The sequence below is a fragment of the Aquirufa aurantiipilula genome (assembly GCF_019923745.1).
Taxonomy (GTDB): Bacteria; Bacteroidota; Bacteroidia; order Cytophagales; family Spirosomataceae; genus Aquirufa; species Aquirufa aurantiipilula.
Genome location: NZ_JAANOG010000008.1, coordinates 92979 through 115447, shown reverse-complemented (window position 1 = coordinate 115447; position 22469 = coordinate 92979). Strand labels below are relative to the sequence as shown.

Annotated in this window: 20 protein-coding genes; 11 read left to right on the top strand and 9 right to left on the bottom strand. The window is 38.1% G+C overall.

Annotated features, from left to right (window positions below; translation table 11 throughout):
* Nucleotides 1-40: 40 nt before the first annotated feature.
* From G9H60_RS10190 to G9H60_RS10175, 4 genes are all read left to right on the top strand, one after another.
* Nucleotides 41-3094, top strand: coding sequence for a PVC-type heme-binding CxxCH protein (locus G9H60_RS10190; RefSeq protein WP_223143953.1), 3054 nt, complete (start codon nucleotides 41-43; stop codon nucleotides 3092-3094).
* Nucleotides 3095-3096: 2 nt separating this feature from the next.
* A complete protein-coding gene (locus tag G9H60_RS10185; protein WP_223143952.1) occupies nucleotides 3097-4026 on the top strand; it encodes a hydroxypyruvate isomerase family protein in 930 nt (309 codons plus the stop codon).
* Nucleotides 4027-4089: 63 nt separating this feature from the next.
* Nucleotides 4090-4377, top strand: coding sequence for an autorepressor SdpR family transcription factor (locus G9H60_RS10180; protein ID WP_223143951.1), 288 nt, complete (start codon nucleotides 4090-4092; stop codon nucleotides 4375-4377).
* Nucleotides 4378-4433: 56 nt separating this feature from the next.
* Nucleotides 4434-4991, top strand: coding sequence for a hypothetical protein (locus G9H60_RS10175; RefSeq protein ID WP_223143950.1), 558 nt, complete (start codon nucleotides 4434-4436; stop codon nucleotides 4989-4991).
* Here G9H60_RS10175 and G9H60_RS10170 read toward each other — a convergent pair.
* The 3 genes from G9H60_RS10170 to G9H60_RS10160 are packed head-to-tail and all read right to left on the bottom strand — an operon-like array spanning nucleotide 4988 to nucleotide 7839.
* Nucleotides 4988-6253: an MFS transporter gene (locus G9H60_RS10170; RefSeq protein WP_223143949.1), complete on the bottom strand. Its 1266-nt coding sequence runs from the start codon at nucleotides 6251-6253 to the stop codon at nucleotides 4988-4990. The genes G9H60_RS10175 and G9H60_RS10170 overlap by 4 nt on opposite strands.
* Nucleotides 6234-7028 carry a hypothetical protein gene (locus tag G9H60_RS10165; RefSeq protein ID WP_223143948.1) on the bottom strand — a complete coding sequence of 265 codons (795 nt, stop codon included), beginning with the start codon at nucleotides 7026-7028 and terminating at the stop codon, nucleotides 6234-6236. The genes G9H60_RS10170 and G9H60_RS10165 overlap by 20 nt, the downstream gene beginning before the upstream one ends.
* Nucleotides 7015-7839, bottom strand: a complete 825-nt coding sequence (locus tag G9H60_RS10160; RefSeq protein WP_223143947.1) for an MOSC domain-containing protein — start codon at nucleotides 7837-7839, stop codon at nucleotides 7015-7017. The genes G9H60_RS10165 and G9H60_RS10160 overlap by 14 nt, the downstream gene beginning before the upstream one ends.
* Before the next feature lie 118 nt (nucleotides 7840-7957).
* Here G9H60_RS10160 and G9H60_RS10155 point away from each other — a divergent pair, with 118 nt between their 5' ends.
* Entirely contained in the window at nucleotides 7958-9277 is a 1320-nt protein-coding gene (locus tag G9H60_RS10155) for a TolC family protein (RefSeq protein WP_223143946.1), read from the top strand.
* Here the strand turns inward: G9H60_RS10155 and G9H60_RS10150 are convergent.
* A complete protein-coding gene (locus G9H60_RS10150; protein ID WP_223143945.1) occupies nucleotides 9248-11059 on the bottom strand; it encodes an ABC transporter ATP-binding protein in 1812 nt (603 codons plus the stop codon). The two genes, G9H60_RS10155 and G9H60_RS10150, sit on opposite strands and share 30 nt — an antisense overlap.
* A gap of 90 nt (nucleotides 11060-11149) precedes the next feature.
* On the opposite strand from G9H60_RS10150, the gene nusB reads away from it, so the two are divergent.
* From nusB to G9H60_RS10120, 6 genes are read left to right on the top strand one after another with little or no spacing between them, the layout of a single operon-like run.
* Entirely contained in the window at nucleotides 11150-12313 is a 1164-nt protein-coding gene (gene nusB, locus G9H60_RS10145) for a transcription antitermination factor NusB (RefSeq protein WP_223143944.1), read from the top strand.
* A gap of 1 nt (nucleotide 12314) precedes the next feature.
* Nucleotides 12315-12614 carry a YtxH domain-containing protein gene (locus tag G9H60_RS10140; protein WP_109323430.1) on the top strand — a complete coding sequence of 100 codons (300 nt, stop codon included), beginning with the start codon at nucleotides 12315-12317 and terminating at the stop codon, nucleotides 12612-12614.
* Between the two features lies 1 nt (nucleotide 12615).
* Nucleotides 12616-13053 carry a DUF1573 domain-containing protein gene (locus G9H60_RS10135; protein ID WP_223143943.1) on the top strand — a complete coding sequence of 146 codons (438 nt, stop codon included), beginning with the start codon at nucleotides 12616-12618 and terminating at the stop codon, nucleotides 13051-13053.
* A 17-nt stretch (nucleotides 13054-13070) separates the two neighbouring features.
* Nucleotides 13071-13361 (top strand): preprotein translocase subunit YajC, encoded by a 291-nt coding sequence (gene yajC / locus G9H60_RS10130; protein ID WP_109323432.1) that lies wholly within the window; start codon nucleotides 13071-13073, stop codon nucleotides 13359-13361.
* 4 nt (nucleotides 13362-13365) lie between these two features.
* Nucleotides 13366-14787: a dephospho-CoA kinase gene (coaE, locus tag G9H60_RS10125; protein ID WP_223143942.1), complete on the top strand. Its 1422-nt coding sequence runs from the start codon at nucleotides 13366-13368 to the stop codon at nucleotides 14785-14787.
* Between the two features lie 40 nt (nucleotides 14788-14827).
* A complete protein-coding gene (locus tag G9H60_RS10120) occupies nucleotides 14828-16630 on the top strand; it encodes a DNA polymerase III subunit gamma/tau (RefSeq protein WP_223143941.1) in 1803 nt (600 codons plus the stop codon).
* On the opposite strand, the gene G9H60_RS10115 is transcribed toward G9H60_RS10120, so the two are convergent.
* From G9H60_RS10115 to G9H60_RS10095, 5 genes are all read right to left on the bottom strand, one after another.
* On the bottom strand, nucleotides 16627-16932 hold the full coding sequence (locus G9H60_RS10115; RefSeq protein ID WP_223143940.1) for a helix-turn-helix domain-containing protein: 306 nt from the start codon (nucleotides 16930-16932) through the stop codon (nucleotides 16627-16629). The two genes, G9H60_RS10120 and G9H60_RS10115, sit on opposite strands and share 4 nt — an antisense overlap.
* Nucleotides 16933-17078: 146 nt before the next feature.
* Entirely contained in the window at nucleotides 17079-17615 is a 537-nt protein-coding gene (locus G9H60_RS10110) for a DUF1697 domain-containing protein (protein ID WP_223143939.1), read from the bottom strand.
* Nucleotides 17615-18049 (bottom strand): nuclear transport factor 2 family protein, encoded by a 435-nt coding sequence (locus tag G9H60_RS10105; protein ID WP_223143938.1) that lies wholly within the window; start codon nucleotides 18047-18049, stop codon nucleotides 17615-17617. The genes G9H60_RS10110 and G9H60_RS10105 overlap by 1 nt, the downstream gene beginning before the upstream one ends.
* Before the next feature lie 50 nt (nucleotides 18050-18099).
* Complete coding sequence (locus tag G9H60_RS10100) at nucleotides 18100-19356, bottom strand: glutamate-5-semialdehyde dehydrogenase (RefSeq protein ID WP_223143937.1); 1257 nt, start codon at nucleotides 19354-19356, stop codon at nucleotides 18100-18102.
* Nucleotides 19357-19369: 13 nt separating this feature from the next.
* Nucleotides 19370-22429 (bottom strand): BamA/TamA family outer membrane protein, encoded by a 3060-nt coding sequence (locus G9H60_RS10095; protein WP_223143936.1) that lies wholly within the window; start codon nucleotides 22427-22429, stop codon nucleotides 19370-19372.
* Nucleotides 22430-22469: the final 40 nt, after the last annotated feature.

The window sequence follows — 22469 nt, the reverse complement described above, 5'->3', positions numbered from 1 at the left end:
AATTGAAATTTATAGGTATTCTACGGAAAAACACATACTTATGAATTGGACTCCTTCTAAAAAACCTATTTTTCTGACGGCATTATCTCTTTTTGCCCTCTTATTTGTCTCTTCTTTTTACAAAAATCAATCTGCCCGTTGGGGCCAAGTTTTATTGGATTCATTAACTGAATCGCAAAAAAGACAAACAGAAAATGCTTTAAAAGGGTTAAAAATACATCCTGAACTAGAAATCACCCTATTTGCTTCCGAACCAATGCTTCAAAACCCGACTAACATCGATGTCGATGCACAAGGTCGTGTTTGGGTCGTAGAAGCTTACAATTACCGTCCTAATATCAACGGAAACCCGACAAACCCTCAGGGCGACAAAGTGTTAATTCTCGAAGACACGAATGGTGATGGGAAAGCGGATTCAAGAAAAATATTTTATCAATCACCAGAATTAAATGCTCCACTTGGTATAGCTGTGCTGGATTCCATGGTCATAGTTTCTCAAAGTCCGTATATCTGGAGAATGTTTGACGATAATCGAGATGGGAAAGCGGATCGCAAGGAAGTCATGTTTCAAGGAATTGGTGGTGAGCAACATGATCATGGCGCCCATGCCTTTACATTTGGTCCTGATGGAAAACTCTATTTCAACTTTGGAAATGAAGGAGGACAATTATTAGACGCGCAAGGAAAAGCTGTCTTGGATCAAGATGGAGACCCCATTGGGCCTAAAAAATACAAGCAAGGCATGGCCTTCCGTTGTAATGTAGATGGTTCACAGGTAGAGGTTCTTGGACATAATTTCAGAAACAATTATGAAGTAGCCGTTGATTCCTATGGTGGTTTATGGCAATCTGACAATGATGATGACGGAAATAAAGGTGTGAGAATCAATTTCGTGATGGAACATGGAAACTATGGATACCGTGACGAAATGAGTGATGCGGGTTGGTCAGCCAATCGTACCAATATTGAACCAGAAATCCCTAGAAGACATTGGCACTTGAATGACCCAGGCGTTGTACCTAATTTATTGCAAACAGGCTCAGGCTCACCTACGGGATTGATTTTATATGAAGGTAATTTATTGCCCAAGGCCTTTCAAAATCAAATGATTCACTGCGATGCAGGTCCTAATGTAGTAAGAAGCTATCCCGTTAAAGCCCAAGGTGCAGGCTATGAAGCTAGTATCCTACCTTTGGTAGAAGGAATCAATGACCAATGGTTTAGACCTGCAGATGTAACCGCTGCTCCCGATGGGTCCTTATTCATTGCCGACTGGTACGACCCAGGCGTTGGTGGACATCAAGCTGGCGACCAAACCAAAGGTAGAATTTATCGTGTTGCTCCTAAAGGCCATGCATACCAGGTAAAGTCAATGCCTTTGAATACTCCGGAGAATGCTATTCTTGCATTAGAAAACCCCAATTTGGCTCAAAGGTATTTGGCATTTAAAAAATTAATGAATTGGGGTAAATCTGCTGAATCTGCCTTGGAAAAATCTTATCAAAATAATGCAAATCCGCGCATGAAAGCACGTGCTTTCTGGGCTTTAATGAAAACGACACAAGCACAGAAATACCTGCAATTAGCTGCAAATGACGGATTAGCGGATATTCGCATGATGGCTATTCGTCAGGCGAAAAGAACTCCATTCGCTCAGTGGAAAGAACTTGCAACATCTTGGGTGAAGGATGAAAACCCACAGGTTCGTCGGGAATTAGCCATTGCTTTACGTCATTTTCAAGATCCACAGGCAGATGTTATGTGGGCACAATTAGCCCAGCAACACAATGGCCAAGACCGTTGGTACTTAGAAGCGCTAGGTATCGGTGCGGATGGACTTTGGAACAGTCGATTAAATGCTTATTTAGCTCTTTCTGTTAATTCGTCTTCAGCAGCATTTCAAGATGTTATTTGGAGAGCTAGAACAGAAAATGCGCTTCCATACATTTTTGCTGAATTAAAAAGCAATCAAACTCTATCACAAAAACTTCGTTATTTCAGAGCGCTAGATTTTATTCCAAGTGATAAAAAATCAGGTATGTTAATTGATCTGATATCCAAAAATTTCCAAGGACAAACCGAGTCTCAGTTAATTGGATTACGGCATATCAATCCAACATTCATCGCTTCCAATGCCGACGCCAAAAAAGTATTGAGAGATTTATTACCTAAAACTTCCGAAGTAGAATATTTAGAATTGGTCGAGAAATACGAGTTAGCGGAGGAAAAAGAAAAAGTATTGCAAATGGTTTTGACTGGCAAGCAAAGTAGAAAAGCAAGGTCAATCCTCTATAAATTAAATGGAGGTGCTGCTTTGGTGGCTCAAACTTTTCAAAAAGGGAATGAAGACCAACAAAAAGCTATTATCGAATCCATTCGCTGGATTGGTCAGCCAAGTACCTTATCTCTGTTATTTGATGCCATGAACCAGAAAAACCTGTCTATGAGCATTAGAAAAGAAGCTGCCCGAAGTTTAGGTAATTCTGCCAATGGTGAAAACTATGTATTGGATATTTTAAAAAATAAAAAAGTAAGCACCGAATTTATTCCTTCCGTGGTTGAAGGTGTCAGTAGAACATGGAGAAAGGCTGTTCGTATGGAAGCTAATTCCTATTTAGGTGGAACCACTCAAAATGCCAAAACAAAACATCTGGATTTGAACACCCTTTTAGGACAAAAAGGAAATGCGCAAGCCGGAATAAAGGTATTTGTCGATCAATGTTCTATGTGCCATCAGGTATATCAAGAAGGAATCGACTTCGGTCCAAAATTAACGGAAATTGGCTCTAAATTATCCAAAGATGGCATGTATGTATCCATCATGCACCCTAATGCTGGAATAAATTTTGGTTATGAAACCTATGAAATATTAACCAAGTCTGGGGAGACTTACCAAGGTATCATCAGTTCTAAAAACGAAACGGATATTATCATGAAATTGCCCGGTGGAATGGTACAAAACTTCAAAACTTCCGCCTTAAAATCAGTGAAACAATTACCTAATTCCATGATGCCAGAAGGATTAGCCGATGCTATGAGCACCACGGATTTAGTCAACCTAGTCGAATATTTAACTACCTTAAAAAAGAAATAAACATGGATCGTCGTTCCTTTGCCCAAATGATGGGCGGAAGCTTATTGGGAGCAGGTGTTACTAGTAGCCAAGCTACTTTAGCTGCTTCATCAAGTCAATTACACAGCTTGGCTGCCGAGCCTGCATTTAGCTTAAAATATGCACCCCATTTCGGTATGTTCAAAAATCATGCTGGTCCAGATGAGATAGACCAATTAAAATTCATGCATGAAATGGGATTCCGTGCTTTGGAAGACAATGACATGATGGGCAAAAGTCCAGAGCTTCAAGCCAAAATTGGCGAGACACTCACCAAATTAGGAATGACCATGGGAGTCTTTGTAGTGAAGTTTGATGGCTTCTTTGACACTCAACACATGACTACAGGCAAAAAAGAGGCCACCGAAATGTTTGTAAAAGCCTGCAAAACAGCTGTAGAAACAGCCAAACGTTGCAATGCCAAATGGATGACTGTAGTACCTGGAAACTTCAATCGTAAACTGCCTTTAGGAGTTCAGACAGGCCATGTAATTGACAACCTTAAGCGTGGAGCAGAGATTTTTGAACCGCATAACTTAACCATGGTATTAGAACCATTAAGTGATAATCCTGATTTATTCCTTCGCTATTCTGATCAATCCTACATGATTTGTAGAGCCGTAGGTAGTCCTGCTTGTAAAATCCTATTTGATATGTATCACATGCAGCGCAATGAAGGTAACATGATTGCTAACATGGATTTATGTTGGGAGGAGATTGCCTATTTACAGATTGGAGATAATCCAGGAAGAAAAGAACCTACGACTGGTGAGGTGAATCATGCCAATATTTTCAAGCACTTAAGAAAGAAAGGATATACCGGAGTCTTAGGTATGGAACATGGAAATTTCTATCCTGGAAAAGATGGTGAGGTGAAATTAATTGAAGCTTATCGTAAGGAAGACAAAGGATAATTCCACGGATAATTTGGAATACTACCTTTATATTTAAATATTTGTTTAATTATTTAAGATATTATGGATATTGTATTCAAAGCAATCAATGATCCGACAAGAAGAGAAATACTTCGCTTTTTGACTCATGGCCCACAAAATGCGGGAACTATTGCTCAGCAATTTAACATGACAAAGCCTAGTATTTCTCATCATTTGGATTTATTGAAACAGGCTCAGTTGATCGATTTCAGCAAAAAGGGGCAATTTTTAGTCTATACCCTCAACAAGTCGGGCTTTGAATCCATACATGCTTGGTTTCAGCCCTTTACTTTATTTTTCGAATTGCCAAAGCCGAAAATCCGACTTTAATTTAGGTTTGACATAATCCAATCTTTCCTTAATTTCGTTTCCAAATTGCCATTCCTATGAATCATTCACTTCCAGCATCATTATCTTTTCTTCGTTCAGAACTTCCCTCCCATTGGGTTGGACTTGGAGTCATTCAGTTACCTAAGCGTAATTTTTTCCAATCCATCGGTGATTATTTTGCAGAAAAATCAGGAAAGCAGCGAATTTCTTTTGTAGTTGTGAATGAAGAATCCCTGAAAACCCTTCATTACCAAGGTTCTAGTTTGATTGGCAGCGAATTCATTGACATTCACAATTTGGACCATTTTTATTTCTCTGAAGGTAATACTTCGGATGGATTAGTTTCCCTCTTCAATTGTGAAGCAAGCGTCGTTATTTCAAAAAACAAAAAAGGGGATTTGAAACTAAAAGATTATTTCCTCAAAATCATGCCTGCTTTATTGGGAGAAAATGCAGAGCCTATCCGTAAAATTGAAGATATTCAATGGGCCCAAGAAAGTAAGAAACACATGGCTGAAGTTCTAAAACATTGGCCAGAACACATCAAAGCAAGAAAAGACAAAGAAGAAGCCGAGGAAAAAGAACGATTAGCTCAAGAAGCTCATATCAGTTAATCAACGGAGTCAACCTTTTTTGCCACTTGTAATTTCAGTAAATCCTTCGAGTTCAAAGCCACTAAGCTTACAATCACCAAAGTAGCTGTTGCCCCAAGCAATACAGATGGTACCGTTCCCATCAATTTTGCCATGACTCCTGATTCAAAGGCGCCTAGTTCATTGGAAGAACTTACGAATATTCCATTCACAGAAGAAACCCTTCCTCGCATCTCATCCGGTGTATAAAATCGTAAAACGGTTTGTCGGATAACCACACTCACCGAATCAAACGCACCTGTAAAAAATAGCGCCACAACGGATATCCAAAAATTGGTTGATATACCAAACACCAAGGTGGCTATTCCAAATCCAGCAATAGCTAACAATAAATTTCTCCATGCCTTCTCTAATGGTGGAAAATAAATCATACATCCCATGGATAATAGGGCTCCAATGGAAGGCGCTGCCCGTAAAATACCTAATCCCTCTGCTCCTACTTTCAAGATATCTTCAGCAAAAATGGGTAAAATAGCAATTACCCCTCCAAACAAGACTGAAAACAAATCCAAGGAAATGGCATACAGGATAATCTTGGTTTTAAAAACATACACAATACCCTCCTTTAAGCTATGCCAAATGGACTCATGAGTAACAGCTTTGGGAGGAACAGGTCTTTTCTTAATAAAAAACAAACAAGTCATCACTCCCAACAAAAACACAATAACCGTTTCTAATGAACCTGCCAAACCCAAATAGGCATACAAAAAACCAGCCATTCCAGGGCCCAAAATCGCTCCCAATTGCCAAAATGAACTATTCCAAGTCGCTGCATTAGCAAATACCTCTTTGGGCACCAAAAATGGATTTAATGAAGAGGCAGCAGGGCTGAAAAAACCTTTAGCCAAACCAATCAAAAATATGACAAAATAAATGGTATATATATGAAAATCAGGGCTTTGTGCGTCTAATTGTAGGCTTGAATAAAGCAATAAAAATGAACCTAAAATGATAATCGATAAGGAAATTTGCATGATCTTTCGCTTATCTCGATTATCGGCATAATGCCCCCCAAAAAGAGCCAAAGAAATATAAGGAATCACTTCTGCTAGTCCGATTAAACCCAAGGCTAAGGGATTGTGGGTAATCTTATAGATTTCATAAGACACAATCACCTCTTGCATCAAAAGTGCCATGGTGAATAAGGTATTACCCACAATAAAGGCTCTAAACTCCGGAAATTTTAAAGCGCTGTAAGCGTCCTTATTTTGAAAAAAACTCATAGGCGAAATACAGAAAAGGGCTACAATAAGCTAGTTCTCCCCAAGTACGTGAGGCTAGCTTGTTTTTTGAAAAATAATGAATCCAACATTGTATGGCAAATGTAATGGCAAATGGCATAAAAGCGATTTTTTCGTCGAAGTAAAACAACATACCTACAAATAGTACCAAAAAAATCCCTTCGACTCCTAATAAAATCCGTTTCCAGCTCTGTATAGATTTCAGCTGTCCTACTTCTTCCCATTCCCATAAACTATACATTCCCAAATTTTGGAATACCAAAAGAAACAACATCACCGCTAGTAGGACTGTCCATACCGACCAAGAAATTCGATACCAAGAACTAGCCCCAACTCCCATGGTATAAATCAAAGCCGTCAAGATTTCTTTACTGGATGACAGATGATTAAAGAATCCATAAAACCATAATATCCAATATATCAACATCATAGCACCCAAGCCGAAACCAAAGTAAATCAAATGTTGATCCAAAAAGAGCGTACTTACTCCACCCATTAGCCCCAACAAAACCAAGATTATCTTCATAGCGATAGCATGCTGAGATTGAAATATATGCCTCTCATCTTGTACCATTCCTTTCTTTCGATCTATTATTCGGTCAACTAAATAAATACCCCAAACAGCACAAGCCAAAGATAGCTGCTCAGAAAAACTAGGCATATCATTCAAAAAAATCTCATGTAGAAATGCCTGAAAAGCCATTGTTCCCAAAACAACATCTAAACTGACTAAATGGGCAATTTTAATAAACCGCATCTTGTTGAATTTGAACCATGATTTGATCTCCTACAGCTATTTTACCAAGAAGGTTAGGTACAAATTGCTGACCAAAATATACCTTATTACCAATCTTCCTAATGTGGCTTAGTGCTGTTAACACTTCCTTTTGAATCGTGCCTTGTTGAGGGTGAACTGTCACTAATTGACAACGAGCACAAGGTTTGGCCCCAAATAATTCAACATTCCCCGCTTGAATTTGCTTCCATGTATCTTCTTCAAACGCATTTGATCCGCTCACAATGATGTTAGGTCGAAAACGTAAACGATCAACCTTATCTCCCAATTCGTCTTCTAAAGCTTCATAAGAGGCCTCTGAACAAAGCAAAATAGGTAAAGCATCTGCGAAAGAACTTTCTTTGGACAAAGGAGTTTGATATTTTTCTTTAATGAACCGAGGTGAAGAATCCGTCAAACGCACTAAAAACACCCTTTCTTGTAACAATTGACTAAACCATTCAGACCAATCATCTAAGACCAATCTGGCCTCTACATGATCTTCCCAAATTTCTACCATTTTAGTTTCTCCCAATTCAATGGATGAGCTCAATGTTTTTTTCTGACCTGAATGCTTATCCTCGACTAAAAAACCATCAGCTTGTAGGCTCAATTGAAATCGAGTTAAATCTGGCCGAGTGCGTTGGGTGATAAATTTTCCCTGCTCATCAACTAACATATATCGGCGGTCACCTGCCAAGCCTTGAATTTCAACTTGGGCATCTTGAAGTGACAATGCACCCAAAGATTTTATGGGATAAATGTAGATTTGTGAGATTTCTAAAGTAGGCATAAAGCAAAAATAGCTAAAAACAACTCAAAATAGCTATGAGTACTTGTATGCTAAGTGTATCGGAAAATGCTCCAAAATCATTATGTTTGCTAATTATATATGCCAAATAGATTACCATATGAAGATATCAGGCCTAAGCATTAGCCTACTTGTTGCATTTTCAGTAAGTATATTTCCTTCTCAAGCGCAAAAAAACTTGAGTTTAGAAGATGCGATTCAACAAGGTTTACAAAACCACTATTCGATTCAAGTAGCGAAGAAAAGAGAAAAACAAGCATTAAATGACAACACCTTAGGTAATGCTGGATTTCTACCAACCATTACAGGTAATTTCAATAAAAACTATACCGTATCTGGCTTAAATCAAGAGTTTTTTGGAGGAATACGTGCTCCTTTAGTTCAGTCAGGGGTTAATTCCAATTCATCCAATACCGGTCTTGCTATGGTTTGGACTCTTTACGATGGAAAAGGTATGTTTATCCTGAGAGATCGTTTTAAAGAATTACAAAACTTAGGAGCTAAACAAACTGAGGCGACTATTGAGAACTTAATAGCCTTAATCAGCTCTTCTTATTATGACATCATCCGTCAGGATTTACGTGTCAATAACTTCAGAAAAGGATTAGAGATTTCCAATGACCGTTTGAAATTGGCCAAAGATCGCTTTGAAGTAGGACAAGGTTCCAAAGTAGATTTTTATTCAGCGCAGGTGGATTACAATGAAGACAAAGCTCTTTTATTAGCTCAAGAACAATCTTTTTTAAGCACTAAAATCAATTTCAATACGCTTTTGGTTAGAGATCACATGGTTGATTTTGATGTGGTTTCAACCATTGAATTATTGCCAAAACTGAAATTGGAAGAATTAAAAGCCCAAGCATTACAGCAGAATCCTAATTTAATTACTGCTTTATTAAATAAAAAAGTAGCTGATTTGGATATTAAAAATCTACAAAGTCAACAACAACCAGTGATAGATCTTTTAGCAGGATATAACTATAATACAGTTAACAATGGAGCTGGTTTTGGTGTTTCTAAAGGTAGTAGTGATGTGATGAACTACGGTATTCGTGCTTCCATCAATATATTTGACGGTAGTAACCAAAAACGTCGGATTCAAAATGCTAAAATCAATGCTGAAATCGCAGACTTACAAGTTGCAGACTTGAAAAACACCTTGGTTTCCAACATTGAAAAAGCCTATGTCAATTACGAAAATGCGTTAAACCTAATCAACCTGGAAACAGAGAATTACGGTATTGCAAAACAAAATATAGACATTGCATTTGATCGATTCAAAGTTGGAATTGCAACATCGTATGAACTAAGAGAGGTACAAAGAAACGCGGTAGCAGCCGAGACTCGATTGATTGAAGCAAAATTTGCTGCCAAAACAGCGGAGATTGAATTAATTCGATTGAGTGGTAACCTGCTCTAAATTCTGCTTTTCTTGATTTAATTGTTGTTGGTACAAATCATAATAACTACCCTTCTTTTTCATTAAAGAAGTGTGAGTTCCTTGTTCTACGATACGCCCTTCATGCAAGACAAATATTCGTTTAGCCAATTTGGCGGATGAAACACGGTGTGATATAATCACGCAAGTTTTACCCTCCATGATGTGTTTCAAATGATTTAAAATCTTATGTTCTGTGTGGGTGTCAACAGCTGATAAACAATCATCCAATACCAACATACCCAGATTTTTAGCCAAGGCTCTAGCTAAAGAAACTCGTTGTTTTTGTCCACCCGACAAGGTCACACCCCTTTCACCCAAAACGGTATCAAAGCGATCTGGAAATTCCATGATGTTTTCATAGACATCCGCATATTTAGCCGCTTGTTCCAAATCTGTTTGGCTTAAATCGGCTTGACCAAAACGAATGTTCTCTGCTATACTCGTTGAAAACAAAAATACATCTTGAGGAACAAATCCTAGGTTAGAGCGAACCAATTCCATGTCCCAATCTTTCAGCTCTATCCCATCCAATAATATTTTACCTGCGGTAGGATCATAAAAACGAGCCATCAAGGCCGCTATGGTACTCTTTCCTGAACCCGTAGTTCCTAGTAAAGCCACTGACTCACCAGGCTCAATTTCCAAATGAATATCACGCAAAACGGGGCGTTCGGTTTCTGGATAAGTAAAATCAACATGTTCAAATGTCCAACGACCTTGAATTTTTTGTCGGATTTGTTTGCCTGTCAATAGCTCTGATTTTACTTGTAAAAATTCATTGATTCTACCCTGAGAAGCTGCGGCTCGTTGAATTTGAGAACTTGTCCACCCCAAGGCGGTCACTGGCCAAGTCAACATGAATACATACATGATAAACTCGGTGATATTACCAATGGAGATTCTTCCAGCCATCACTTCCTGCGAACCCACATAAACCACCAACAGGGTAGAAAAACCTACCAATAGGGAAATCAAAGGAGTAAACAAGGAATCCACTTTGACCAAGTCCAGGGATTTCTTGCGGTAGTTAGCCGAGGCTTCTGCAAAAGCCTGAACCGATTCCTTTTCACGTACAAATGATTTCAAAACACGAATACCAGAAAAAGCTTCTTGAGCAAAAGTAGAAATGGTCGAGAGTCCTGCTTGAATTTCTTCCGATTTCCTCAAAACAAGGGAATTGACATAATAAATACTCACAGAAAGTATGGGCAGAGGTAATAAAACGTACCACATCAAAGTTTGATTGACATGCCACATGTAATAAATCACCAATACGAATACGCAAATCAGGTTAAGACCGTACATCATGCTGGGCCCTACATACATGCGCACCTTACTAACGTCTTCTGAAATACGAGCCATTAAATCACCCGTATTTTGCTTTCTATAAAATGATAAAGGCAGGGCTTGGTAATGCTCATAAATTTCATTTTTCATATCGTATTCGATATGTCTTGACATCACAATGAGCGTTTGGCGAACCATGAATAAAAAGACCCCTTTGATGAGTGCCATCAAAATAATCAATCCACCATAGAAAAATAAAGTAGCAGCAAAAACCTCGTAAAAAGCACCCTGAAGAGAGAATTGCTTGAAAAGAAAATAAACATCAATGGTCTCTGTCACCAAGTCCAAGGCATATCGCACTAATTGAGCAGGAACGACACCAAAAAAATTGGAACAAAAAGTAAAGACAATGCCTAAGAATAGCAGCCATTTATACTTCCAAAAATATTTATTGAGGTGACTTAGTGCGCCCATGCTTAATTTACTTCTAACAAAGATAGAATCTTTATCAATTAAAATCCTTAATTTTGTGTTTCAAACAACAAGAACGCTCTTTATTTTCGGATGGTAAACAGAAGATTACTTCGGGTGAAAGCATTTCAGCAATTGTATGCTTACAACACGCAAGAACGTGCCCAATATCAATTGGCATTTGACGAATTAGCTGTCATTTTTCAGCCAGATTTATCACTCATGGTCGCAAAGGAGGAACAAGCTCCTCGATTAGAAGGCCTAAAAAAATTAGCGGAGATACAATTAAACGAGTTTTTTCAAGAAATACCTACGGAAGAAAGTATACCTCCTGAATCTTTAGCTGCGGCCAAGTCGGTTTACCGAACCTATCAAAACAATACCAAAAAAATTGCTGAGAAGTTAAAAAAAGACATGGTTAAGGAAGTAGAGTCTATCTACAAGCAATACCTGAAAATCCTTTTTTACTTACAACATCTATCGGATATTGCCGTTTGGGATGAAAACCGCCGTTTATTAGAGAATCCCATCAAGACAGCACAACTGAGCAAAAACAAGATCTTGGCCATCATGCCTAAGTGGAAAGCCTTGCAACAAGCTTTTGAAGATCAGCACATTGGATGGTCTGAAGACGAGGAGAACCGCATCAAAAAATTGTTTTTAGAAGTTATTCTTTTGGATCAAACTTTCGTAGACTACCTTCCGAATGCTGGAAAAAGTTTCGAAGACGACATCGAAATGATTCGCTATATTTTAAAAACATTTATTCTAAAACACTCGAGTATGACCGAGTATTTTGAAGAAAAAGATTTAAATTGGCATCTTAATAAAGATGTAGTAAAAAGTTTGTCGACCAAAACATTTAAGGTAGATGCATTAGAAGATTTGAGCTTACAACCTTTAGCTCTTCAATGGGAAGATGATAAATTATTCTTTGAAGAGTTGTTTGAAAGTACCATTCAGAACGACAAAGATTTAGTGCTTTGGATTGGTGATCAAACGAAAAATTGGGAATCTGATCGTTTGGCCATGGCTGATTTTATTTTGTTAAAAATGGCTTTGACAGAAATGATTAAATTTTCCAGCATACCCGTTAAAGTAAGTATTAACGAGTACATTGAATTAGCGAAAAATTACTCTACACCCAAATCAGGGCAATTCATCAATGGTATTCTTGATGTAATTTCTTTGAGATTGATACACGAAAAAATAATTACTAAATCAGGTCGAGGATTAATCGACATAGCTAGCAAATAATATGAGTAGATCATCAAAATCCTTTTGGGCATTTGTCGTAGGAGCTGCCACAGGTGCAATTATTGGAATTTTATATGCCCCTGATAAAGGTGAGAACACCCGTAATAAATTGTATTTTCAGCTAAACAAATACAGAGAGCAATTGAAACAATTGATCAATGATATTGTAGAAGGTAAAGAAGTACCTGAAACGTTGGCGAAATCAGAAGGCAAAAAAGTGGTCAATGATACCAAAGTAAAAGCTGAAAAATTGTTGGAGGATGTAGAGAAAATGATGAGTCAGATTAAAGCAAAGCCTTAAGATGAAATACGTCATTGCCTTGTGCTTTTTAGGTCTTTTATCCTGTACCAACAAACAGAAAGAGGCTAGAAACTCAACAGAAGAATCCATTCCTATGGAATTGAGACCTTCGGTTGAAAAGCATCCTGTGATGAAATTTGATCAACCCGTAGTTTACCTAGGGAAAATCACTGAAGGCGATAGCATATCCTATACCTTTCATTTCAAAAATGAAGGAAATATGCCTTTAAAGATTTTAACTGTGAATGCTTCTTGCGGCTGTACAACCCCCAAATGGAGCAAAGAATTAGTTCAACCTGGCAAAAAAGGCTTCATTAAAGTTAGTTTTGATTCCAAAGGCAAGGAAGGGAAAGTTCAAAAAACCGTTACTGCTTACGCTAATACCATGCCATCCGATAATATGGTGGCATTCAAAGTAGAAATTAATAGAAAAAAATAATTAACAATCGAACAATTATGGCTAACAATCCTCAAATCATGCAAATCTTCCTTTTTGGTGGAATCTTTGTAGTGTTTTATTTTTTCATGATTCGTCCACAACAAAAAAAGGCGAAAGAAGCGAAAAAATTCATTGATGAATTAAAAACAGGTGATAAAGTAGTAACTATTGGAGGAGTACATGGAACCGTAGTTTCTATTCGTGAAAAAACATTGGTAGTAGAGATTGACTCTAGCAAAGGGGTTCGTGTCGTTTTTGAAAAATCAGCTATTTCAAAAGATGCTTCTTCTCGCTTAACTGAAGAGTAAATCCATGGAAAAAAGCCTTCGACCTCTTATAGGTATCACAGGCGGTATGGGATCCGGCAAATCAATCATTTGCCGGATTTTTGCTTGTCTAGGCGTTCCTGTTTTTGAAGCAGATAAAGTTGCCCACCAATTAGTGACAACTAACCCTGTTATTCAACAAAAAATCAAGGGTGCCTTTGGCCCAGAAAGTTTTGATGATCAAGGCACTTATAACCGAGATTATATTCGTAGTCGAGTTAAAAACAACCCGGATTTATTATCTGCTCTAAACCACATTATTCATCCAGCTGTTCGTGAAGCATTGCAGCAATGGGCACAAGTTCCCAGTTCGGCACCCTTTAAATTATATGAGGCAGCCCTTTTGACGAATAAAAATAAACCAGACTATATACACCAATTAATTGCCGTAGTTTGTCCTTTAGAAGAACGCATTGAACGGCTAGAAAAACGAAACCATTTAACCTTTGAAGACAACATGAAAATGTTACAAAACCAACCCAGCTACGAACAATACACCGAAGGTGTTGATTTGATTGTAAAAAATGGAAAAAATGACCGTGTTTGGCCACAAGTAGAAGCCATTTTCAAAAGACTTTCCCTCATTTTGATAACACTCTTAATTTTCAGTCAGACAAGTATAGGACAAATCAAAGCCATGACTTTCAATATCCGAATGGATACCAAGTCAGATGGCATTAATCAATGGTCAAATCGCAAGGATCACTGCGCTGAATTAGTCAAATATCACCAAGCTGATATTATTGGTATGCAGGAAGCATTTATTCACCAAATCAAAGATTTTGCGGAAAGATTACCTGGCTATACTTGGTTTGGACGGGGCCGCGACGATGGAAAAGAGGAGGGTGAATTTTCTCCTTTGTTTTACAATACCAAGAAATTTAAAGTCTTGGAACAAAAAACTTTCTGGTTATCAGATTCATGTGATAAAGTAGGTTTTGGTTGGGATGCGGCTTGTCGACGTGTTGTTACCTGGGGACATTTTCAAGACTTGAAAACAAAAAAGAAGTTTTATGTATTCAACACCCACTTTGACCATTTGGGAAAAGTAGCCCGTAGAGAAAGTGCCAAATTAGTATTGACTAAAATCAAAGAAATCGCTAAAAATAGTCCTGTCATTTTATTGGGAGATTTTAATGCCAAGCCAGAAGATGAACCGATTCAAATCTTAGTAGACCCTAAGAATCCAGACCGATTAACAAATGCTGAAAGCATTAGTAAAAATGGACATTATGGCCCCAAAAACTCATTCAATGCCTTCAAAGAGGAAAGAGAAAACAGTCAAATCGATTATATTTTCGTGAAAAATGGAGTTAGCTGTGAGCAACATGCCACACATTCTGAGACCTGGTCTAACCGATATCCAACTGACCATTTTCCAGTAAGCGCCACCCTCCGAATCCCTTAAATCGATTTGGGTTTTATGACCTCAAATTGTAACTTGCAGTATGGAAAATTTTATTGTTTCGGCGCGAAAATACCGTCCTACCCAGTTTGATTCTGTGGTTGGTCAAAGCCACATTACCACTACCTTAAAGAATGCGATCAAGTCGAATCATTTGGCTCAAGCATTTTTATTCTGTGGTCCAAGAGGCGTGGGTAAAACCACTTGTGCGCGTATTTTAGCCAAAACAATCAACTGTGAAAATCAAAGTGCAGAAGGTGAAGCTTGTGGTGCTTGTTCCTCTTGTCAATCCTTCCAAGAAAATACCTCATTGACCATACATGAGCTTGATGCTGCTTCGAATAACTCGGTGGATGACATCCGTAGTTTGATCGATCAAGTTCGATATCCGCCTCAAAACGGACGTTATAAGGTCTACATCATCGATGAGGTTCACATGCTTTCTGCCCAGGCTTTTAATGCCTTTTTGAAAACATTGGAGGAACCTCCCTCCTATGCCATTTTTATTTTGGCTACTACGGAGAAACATAAAATCTTGCCTACCATTTTATCACGTTGCCAAATCTTCGATTTCAACCGCATCAAATGGCAAGACATGGCCTTGCATTTAGCATCCATTGCAGAAAAGGAAAATATCACAGCAGAACCTGCAGCCTTAGAATTAATTTCCATCAAAGCCGATGGTGGTTTGCGCGATGCTTTGTCGATGTTTGATTTAAATGTCACCTTTTCAACCGACAATACCCTGCGCCACAAGGCTGTTTTAGAAAATTTACATATCCTAGATAGCGACTATTACTTCAGTCTAACAGATCATTTGTTAGAGCAAAACCATACGGCTGTTCTACTTCTTATTGAAGAAATCATGCGAAAAGGTTTTGATGGCATGCAGTTTATTTCGGGGCTAATGGAGCATTTGCGTTTATTATTATATGCCAAAGACCCCAAAACCTTGGCATTAATGGAAATGAGTGATGAGAGTAAAGCCAAGTTTAAAAAACAGGCGGAATTAACTTCCACTTCTTTTATACTTTCCGCCATGAATATCTGCGCTCAAGGAGAAGTAAATTATAAGAGTGCCAAAAATCCAAGATTGCATTTGGATTTAAGTTTACTGAAAATCAACTACTTAAATTCGGCATTCAAGCCTAACCAAACACCTGTGGTGGAGGACGGCGCTGGAAAAAAGCTTGAGGCTTCGGCCAATCCCACCCTGGAAAACAAGCTTGTTCCTGAACAAAATGCCTCAGTAAAACAGGAATTACCAGTAGAAAATGCCCCTACTCCCTCAGAAGAAATAAAAGATGTTAAAACAGAGCTGCCTGAAAATAGCCTGTCAAACCCTAGTCCTATCCCTAGTCGACCAAGCATCCAATCGTCAGGTTTGCGAAGTGCAAAAAAACTGGTTGAAACCAAACAAGCAGAACAAAAAGAAGCTACCTTATTGACAGGAAGTGCCACGGGGGCGGAGAATAAAACCTTTACTTTAGAGGACATTAGTCAAGAATGGATACGAATCGCAAAGGCATATGAGGCTAATCAGGACATCAATAAATATGTCATGATGAATCGGCCGATTGAACTTGTGGGTACGGTATTGCATTTAAAAGTAGAAAACGAATTGCAAATCCAGCAGTTTAACGAAGCCATACGAATGGAGGTTTTAAACCAACTACGCTCATCACTTCATAATTTTGATATTGACATTGAACTGGATATCCTAGTTCAGGAAAAAAGCGATAAAAAAGTATTATATACCCAATCTGATAAGTACGAATACCTTTCCGAGAAGCATCCTATTTTAGTAGAAATGAAACAAAGGATGGGATTGGACTATGAATTTTAAAAATCAATGGATATATGAAGTTGACCTCCTAGACCTACTTTTACTATTTTCTTCAAGGTCGACAATCGAACTTCTTTCACATCATTTTCAATTTTAGAAATATATGATTTCGTAGTCCCTACTTTCAAGGCTAATTCTTCTTGGGTTAATCCCTGATTTTTTCGAGCTTCATGAAGCAAGAAGCCTAATTTGAAATGTTGATATCCTGACTCAAATTGATCCCTCGAATTGTTATCAGAATTACCATAATTAGATTCAATAAATTGATCTAAACTAACAAATTCACTGTTTTTCGTTTTCATATATTATTCATTCAATATTGCTCTCTTCAAAGTGAGCTTTCAGCAAATGAAAGAAAATAGTATATCAATTCATCTCATGGATTTAAAACGAATAATAATTATCAAGAAACTGATAATTTAAACATCGAAAAATATATGGTAATCACTTAAAGCATATCTCGCAAAGTCAACATCGTCTTCCAATTTCGTGTAGTAGCAGAGACTTTCAGTTTATTCTCTAAGAAATTATTGCTCAATTTGGCGTTTCCATAACCTTTGGGAACATATAAATAAACTGCCCTTTCAATGAGTTGATAGGTCTCTTCCTGAAAGGCAAAACTTGCTAGTTTTTCCACGTCTTCTGCCAATGGCTCCTTCGCTAATAAAGTCACATACAATTTAGCTTCATCCAGATTATCCCGCCTTACAAAGGGATTATTGGCAATAATTTGATTCCAATTGGACACAGTAAAGACCTGAACATCTACCTCAAACCCAAATCTTTCTAGAATAGCTGAATGAATCTTTTCAACCATTTCATTTTCCATTAAATCCACACTTTGAAACAACACATTCCCACTTTGGATATAGGTCTGTACAGCCTCCAATCCTATTGATTCAAACATGGCTTTTAACTCCACCATCTTGATCATCTTCTGACCAGATACATTAATTCCTCTCAGCAAAGCAATGTAAGTAGCCATTAAAAATTATCGTAATAGGTGAAGTCTTGTACAATCTTACCATTTTCAATACGGAAAATAACAGCTATGGGAAGTTCGAATTTCTTTTGATCAGCTCCAGTACCCGTAGAAACAAACTCCACAGTCACCTGCTTGTCACCAGATGGATAAACGTTCAGCACTTGGTCATGTACATCTGGGAACTGCTGTTGCAAACCAGTATACTCCTCCACAAACTGAGCTTTGGTCTTTTTAATGACCTTCCTCCCAGAAGTAGGATCTTTAAATTCGGCTGAGTCAGCATACATTTCCGACAAGGCCTTCCAATCATGCTGATTAAACAAAATAAAATAACGTTCAATCAGTGCCTTATTCTTTTCCTCCATACTGCTGGATGAGCTTTGGCATGCTGTAAAAAACAGACCAAATGCCAGAAGTATACCTATTGCTTTCATCGTATAGAAATTAGACAAAGTAAAAACTACTTCAGAACTCTTTCAAAGTTTTATCTCACTTGACCATTCCCAACTAGCACCCATTTCTCTGTCACTAATTTCTCTAACGCAAATGGACCCCGAGCATGTAATTTCTGGGTTGAAATACCAATCTCTGCGCCCAATTCAAAAACTCCTCCATCGGTAAATCGAGTAGAGGCGTTCCAGTAAACGGCTGCCGTATCAATGGCCTGCAAAAAATAATTAGCCTCTGCCTCATCTTCCGAAATAATCGCCTCGGAATGACGAGAAGAATAATTCGATATATGTAAAATAGCTTCTTCAGTACTATCCACCACTTTAATGGAACAAGCAAAATCCAAAAACTCGCGACCAAAATCTTCTTCGGTTGCCTCAAATAAGTAAGGATAAGCCTGAGCCTTTAACAAAGCATAAGAACGTGGGTCGGCATGGATTTTAACGTGATATTGAATAAAATCATCCTGAATCAAACTCAAAAAACGAGATAATTTACTTGCATGAATGACTATGGTATCCAAAGAATTACACACAGATGGTCGAGTAACTTTGGCATTGACCACTACTGGAACTGCTTTAGCCAAATCAGCTGTTTCAGCCACATAGGTATGACAAACTCCAGCACCTGTCTCAATAGTCGGAACCAAAGATTCTCTACGTACTCGTTGAATCAAGGCATCTGATCCTCGTGGGATAATGACATCAATATATTTAGTCGCTGTTAATAAAGTGCTCACATGAGCTCGATCTGTTGGCAATAAACGTACTAAATCTTTCGAAAACCCATTTTTTTCTAAGGCTTGATGAATCAAGGAAACCAAAAAAGAGTTACTATACCAAGCATCAGTTCCTCCGCGAAGGACAGCAGCATTTCCTGAACGAATACACAAAGCAGCTACATCAATCGTCACATTGGGTCTAGATTCATAAATAACACCCACCACACCCAAAGGAACAGCTAGTTTCCGTAAGTGTAAACCATTCTTTAGCTGTTTCTCTAAAATCACCTGCCCAGATGGATCAGGCAATAACATGATATCACGTAAACTATCTGCCAAGGATTGAATGCGTTCTTCGGTCAACAATAACCGATCGCGCATGGGATTATTCGCCTCATAATTAGCCAAATCTTGGGCATTCGCTTGAATGACTCCCAATTTGTTTTCTTCCAATAAGGAAGCTAATTCAGATAAAATGGCATTTTTCTGATCACTGCTTGCCATAGCCAAGGAGATGGCGGCATGTCGGGTAGCAGCTAAAGAAGCTAATAGTTCACTCGTATTTTCCATGAATTAATGTAGGCTAAAAATCGTAACCAAATGACAAATAGGTTACTGGTGCTTTAATTTCTTTATTATCCATACCAAAGGCATAATCCAATTTGATGAAATAACCCAATAAATAAGCTCTGGCACCCAATCCATATCCAACTAAAAATGGATTTCTAAAATCGGTTACTGTAGCTAAAAATGGGTTGGTATTACCTCCATAGGTATTGGTATTGAATCCATTGGTTCTGGCAAATGGATTGGAGCCTGTCCAGGCACTACCTATGTCCGTGAAACCAGCAAATTGAAATGAATTCATGAATCTAGATTTGGAAAAATCTGGACCCATTAGGGATTTCAAAGGGACACGCAATTCTAAGTTCAACAGGATATGACTTTGTCCTGACAATTTATTGACATTAAAACCACGTAAAGGACTAGCTACATCACTCATAAATACATCTCGCTGGGCAATACCACCTGTCCCCATAGGATTCTCCTTATTTCTCCCCTCTCGTTGAATAAACAACCAATTATCTACGCCTCCCAGCATGGTTTGTGGTGCAGCAGCGTCCAAAGCATTGGAAGCAGATAAGCGAGCAGCCAATATGAAACTATTGCTTAGCTTCATGTAGCGACGCATATCCAGTCGTATACGACTAAAATTTTGGGGCAATGCTAAACCTGTTTGATATTCCGCAGAAAGATTCATTCGAAAACCCGTACGTAAATTTTCGCCCAAATGTACCGTATTATCAAAGGTATATTCCAATTTCGCGCCAGCATAAGTAGCCAAGTTTTCTGGAGTAGCCAGACTATACTGATCGATTGCTCTATTAGAACTGAATGACCCCGTAAAACTCACTTTGCTCAATAAATTAAATGGATATACTCCTTTAACTTCAATCCGATTATACCGTACTTTTTGAGAAAAACTTTCATTCTCTTGATCTAGCACCTTTCTGTCAAAACGCACAAACCAATCTATTTTATTAGCTAAATAACCATATTCAGCCCATAAATCTGCATTTCGCAAATTGGAAGTCACAAATATGCCTGTCCGAACCAAATGATTTTCTAATAAATCATTCATCTTCACCTCAAAAGAATAGCCCAATCCACGAATTGGATCCACCATGAAATTTCCTTCTGATTTGTTGACAACAAATGAATTCTGATAATCCACGGGACCCAATAATTTACCCGGATCTTTTCGTAATCGTTGACTTTGCTGCCTCAATTCTATCCTTGCTCTACGCTGATCTGCTCGACGAATCAAAGGCTTTTCTAGGCTATCCTTTGAAGTAAGCGTAGGGTCCACTGAAGTTAACTCATTCACTTGTGGATACCATCTACTTTGGCCAGCACTGATTAATGAGACAATTGGATAGGTGCTAATCATTTGAGTTAGCATATCGTTTTGACGTACGACCAAGAGATCTTTGGTCCATTCAGCAGATCTCCATGGACCTGATCGTGCGCTATTTTGAAAAAAAGTAGTGTCAGACCAACGCAAACTTATCAAATTAGTCCCTGATGTTTCTTCACTTAAAAAGGCCCAAGCTGTATCAGACACTTGTCTTAAATTATGAATATAGCCACGGTGAGCAAAAATGCGTTGAGGAGTCGATGGTTCATCGGCTTTCCAATGGTACAAAGAATAAATACCATCCTTGGAAACGTTCGCTTTCCAAGTTGAATCCACGTATTTCTCAGTAATATAGGCTACATCATTCCCATTGTTCCACCAATGTGCTTCTATTTCATCATTGGCATCTTGGGTCACAGCAGTATATCGATTACGTCTCAAATCATATATACCCACATCTACCTGTCCATTTTTTAATGCACGAACCAGCATTCGTTGTCCATTGGATGCCATCTCAAAATCCAAGCAATTTAAATCCACCAACTTCTTTTTACTATCCACTCGAAGATTGAACTTATTGGCAGTCAAAGCAGAATAAGTTTGCAAATAGGAATTGCCTTCTGAACTATAAAGAATGGATAAAACATTTGATTTACCCCAGGATAATAATGGGCCACGATCGGTAGAAATACGTTCTGAATCCTTTAGACCTGTTTGAAAAATACTTTGTGATTTTTGATTGCCTAAATTCATCAAGTTCACTTGAAACTTTCCTGATTCCCCTAGAACATAGGCTAACCATTTACCGTCTGGACTAACTTTAAAATCTCCGAGTATTTGATCATTCAGCATATCCACCGATGTCAAATTTTTCAATCCATTTAAAGCCACAGTATTAACTTCTTCCTGTTTGGACTGATTCATGTAGTACTCAAACCATTCCCGCAAAAACTTACTAAAAGGTTTTTTGATCGTACTGGATATACTGGATTGCTCATTACGAATGATGCGAGTCAAATTCAAAATATTGCTAACGGGCTGTTTTCCATAGGTTTTAACCAAATAAGCCCAAATAGAATGCCCCAACCAAATGGACTCTTTCCCTTGTGCCAAATTAGGTTTACGCACCCGGTTATTAACCACCACTTGATACATAAATTGATTCATTTCTGGAGAATCTCCCTCTGCAATGTAGGCGGCAATTCCTTCCGAAAACCATTCAGGAACAGACAACAAAAGAGAGTTTTGGAGGGCATCTTTAATACTTCCACCAAAAAGCATGTCGTTTACATACACTTTGGTGACTTCCCTGACTAACTCCTTTTTGTATTCTGATGTATTATTTTGAAAAGCTATTTCAACTTTAAACTTGGCAAAATTTTCTGCTTTAGCTTCTGCGGCATTATCCAAACTGATACCTGTATTGGATTGTATCCAATCTTGATGAGAAGGATAAACAAAAAGTTTGATTTTATTAAATGGACTATACCCTAAAATATCGGTAATTCTAGGAAATTCAGATTCCAATATTTGAATGGTATTTCTGGCCAAAGCCTCATTTTTACCAAAATAATAAACCTCAAAGTTTTGGCTGGTGAAAAACTTCCAAACGAATTTTTGATACTGAATTCGGGTTTTATCGAATTTCTTTTGACTCGGATAGAAGTCTTGCCCGGATAGCATAAAGGAAAAAAGCAGCAAAATCAAAAGCAAAAATCTTTTCATCCAGGTTTCAGATTAATAGGCAATTTCAATAAAACCAAAT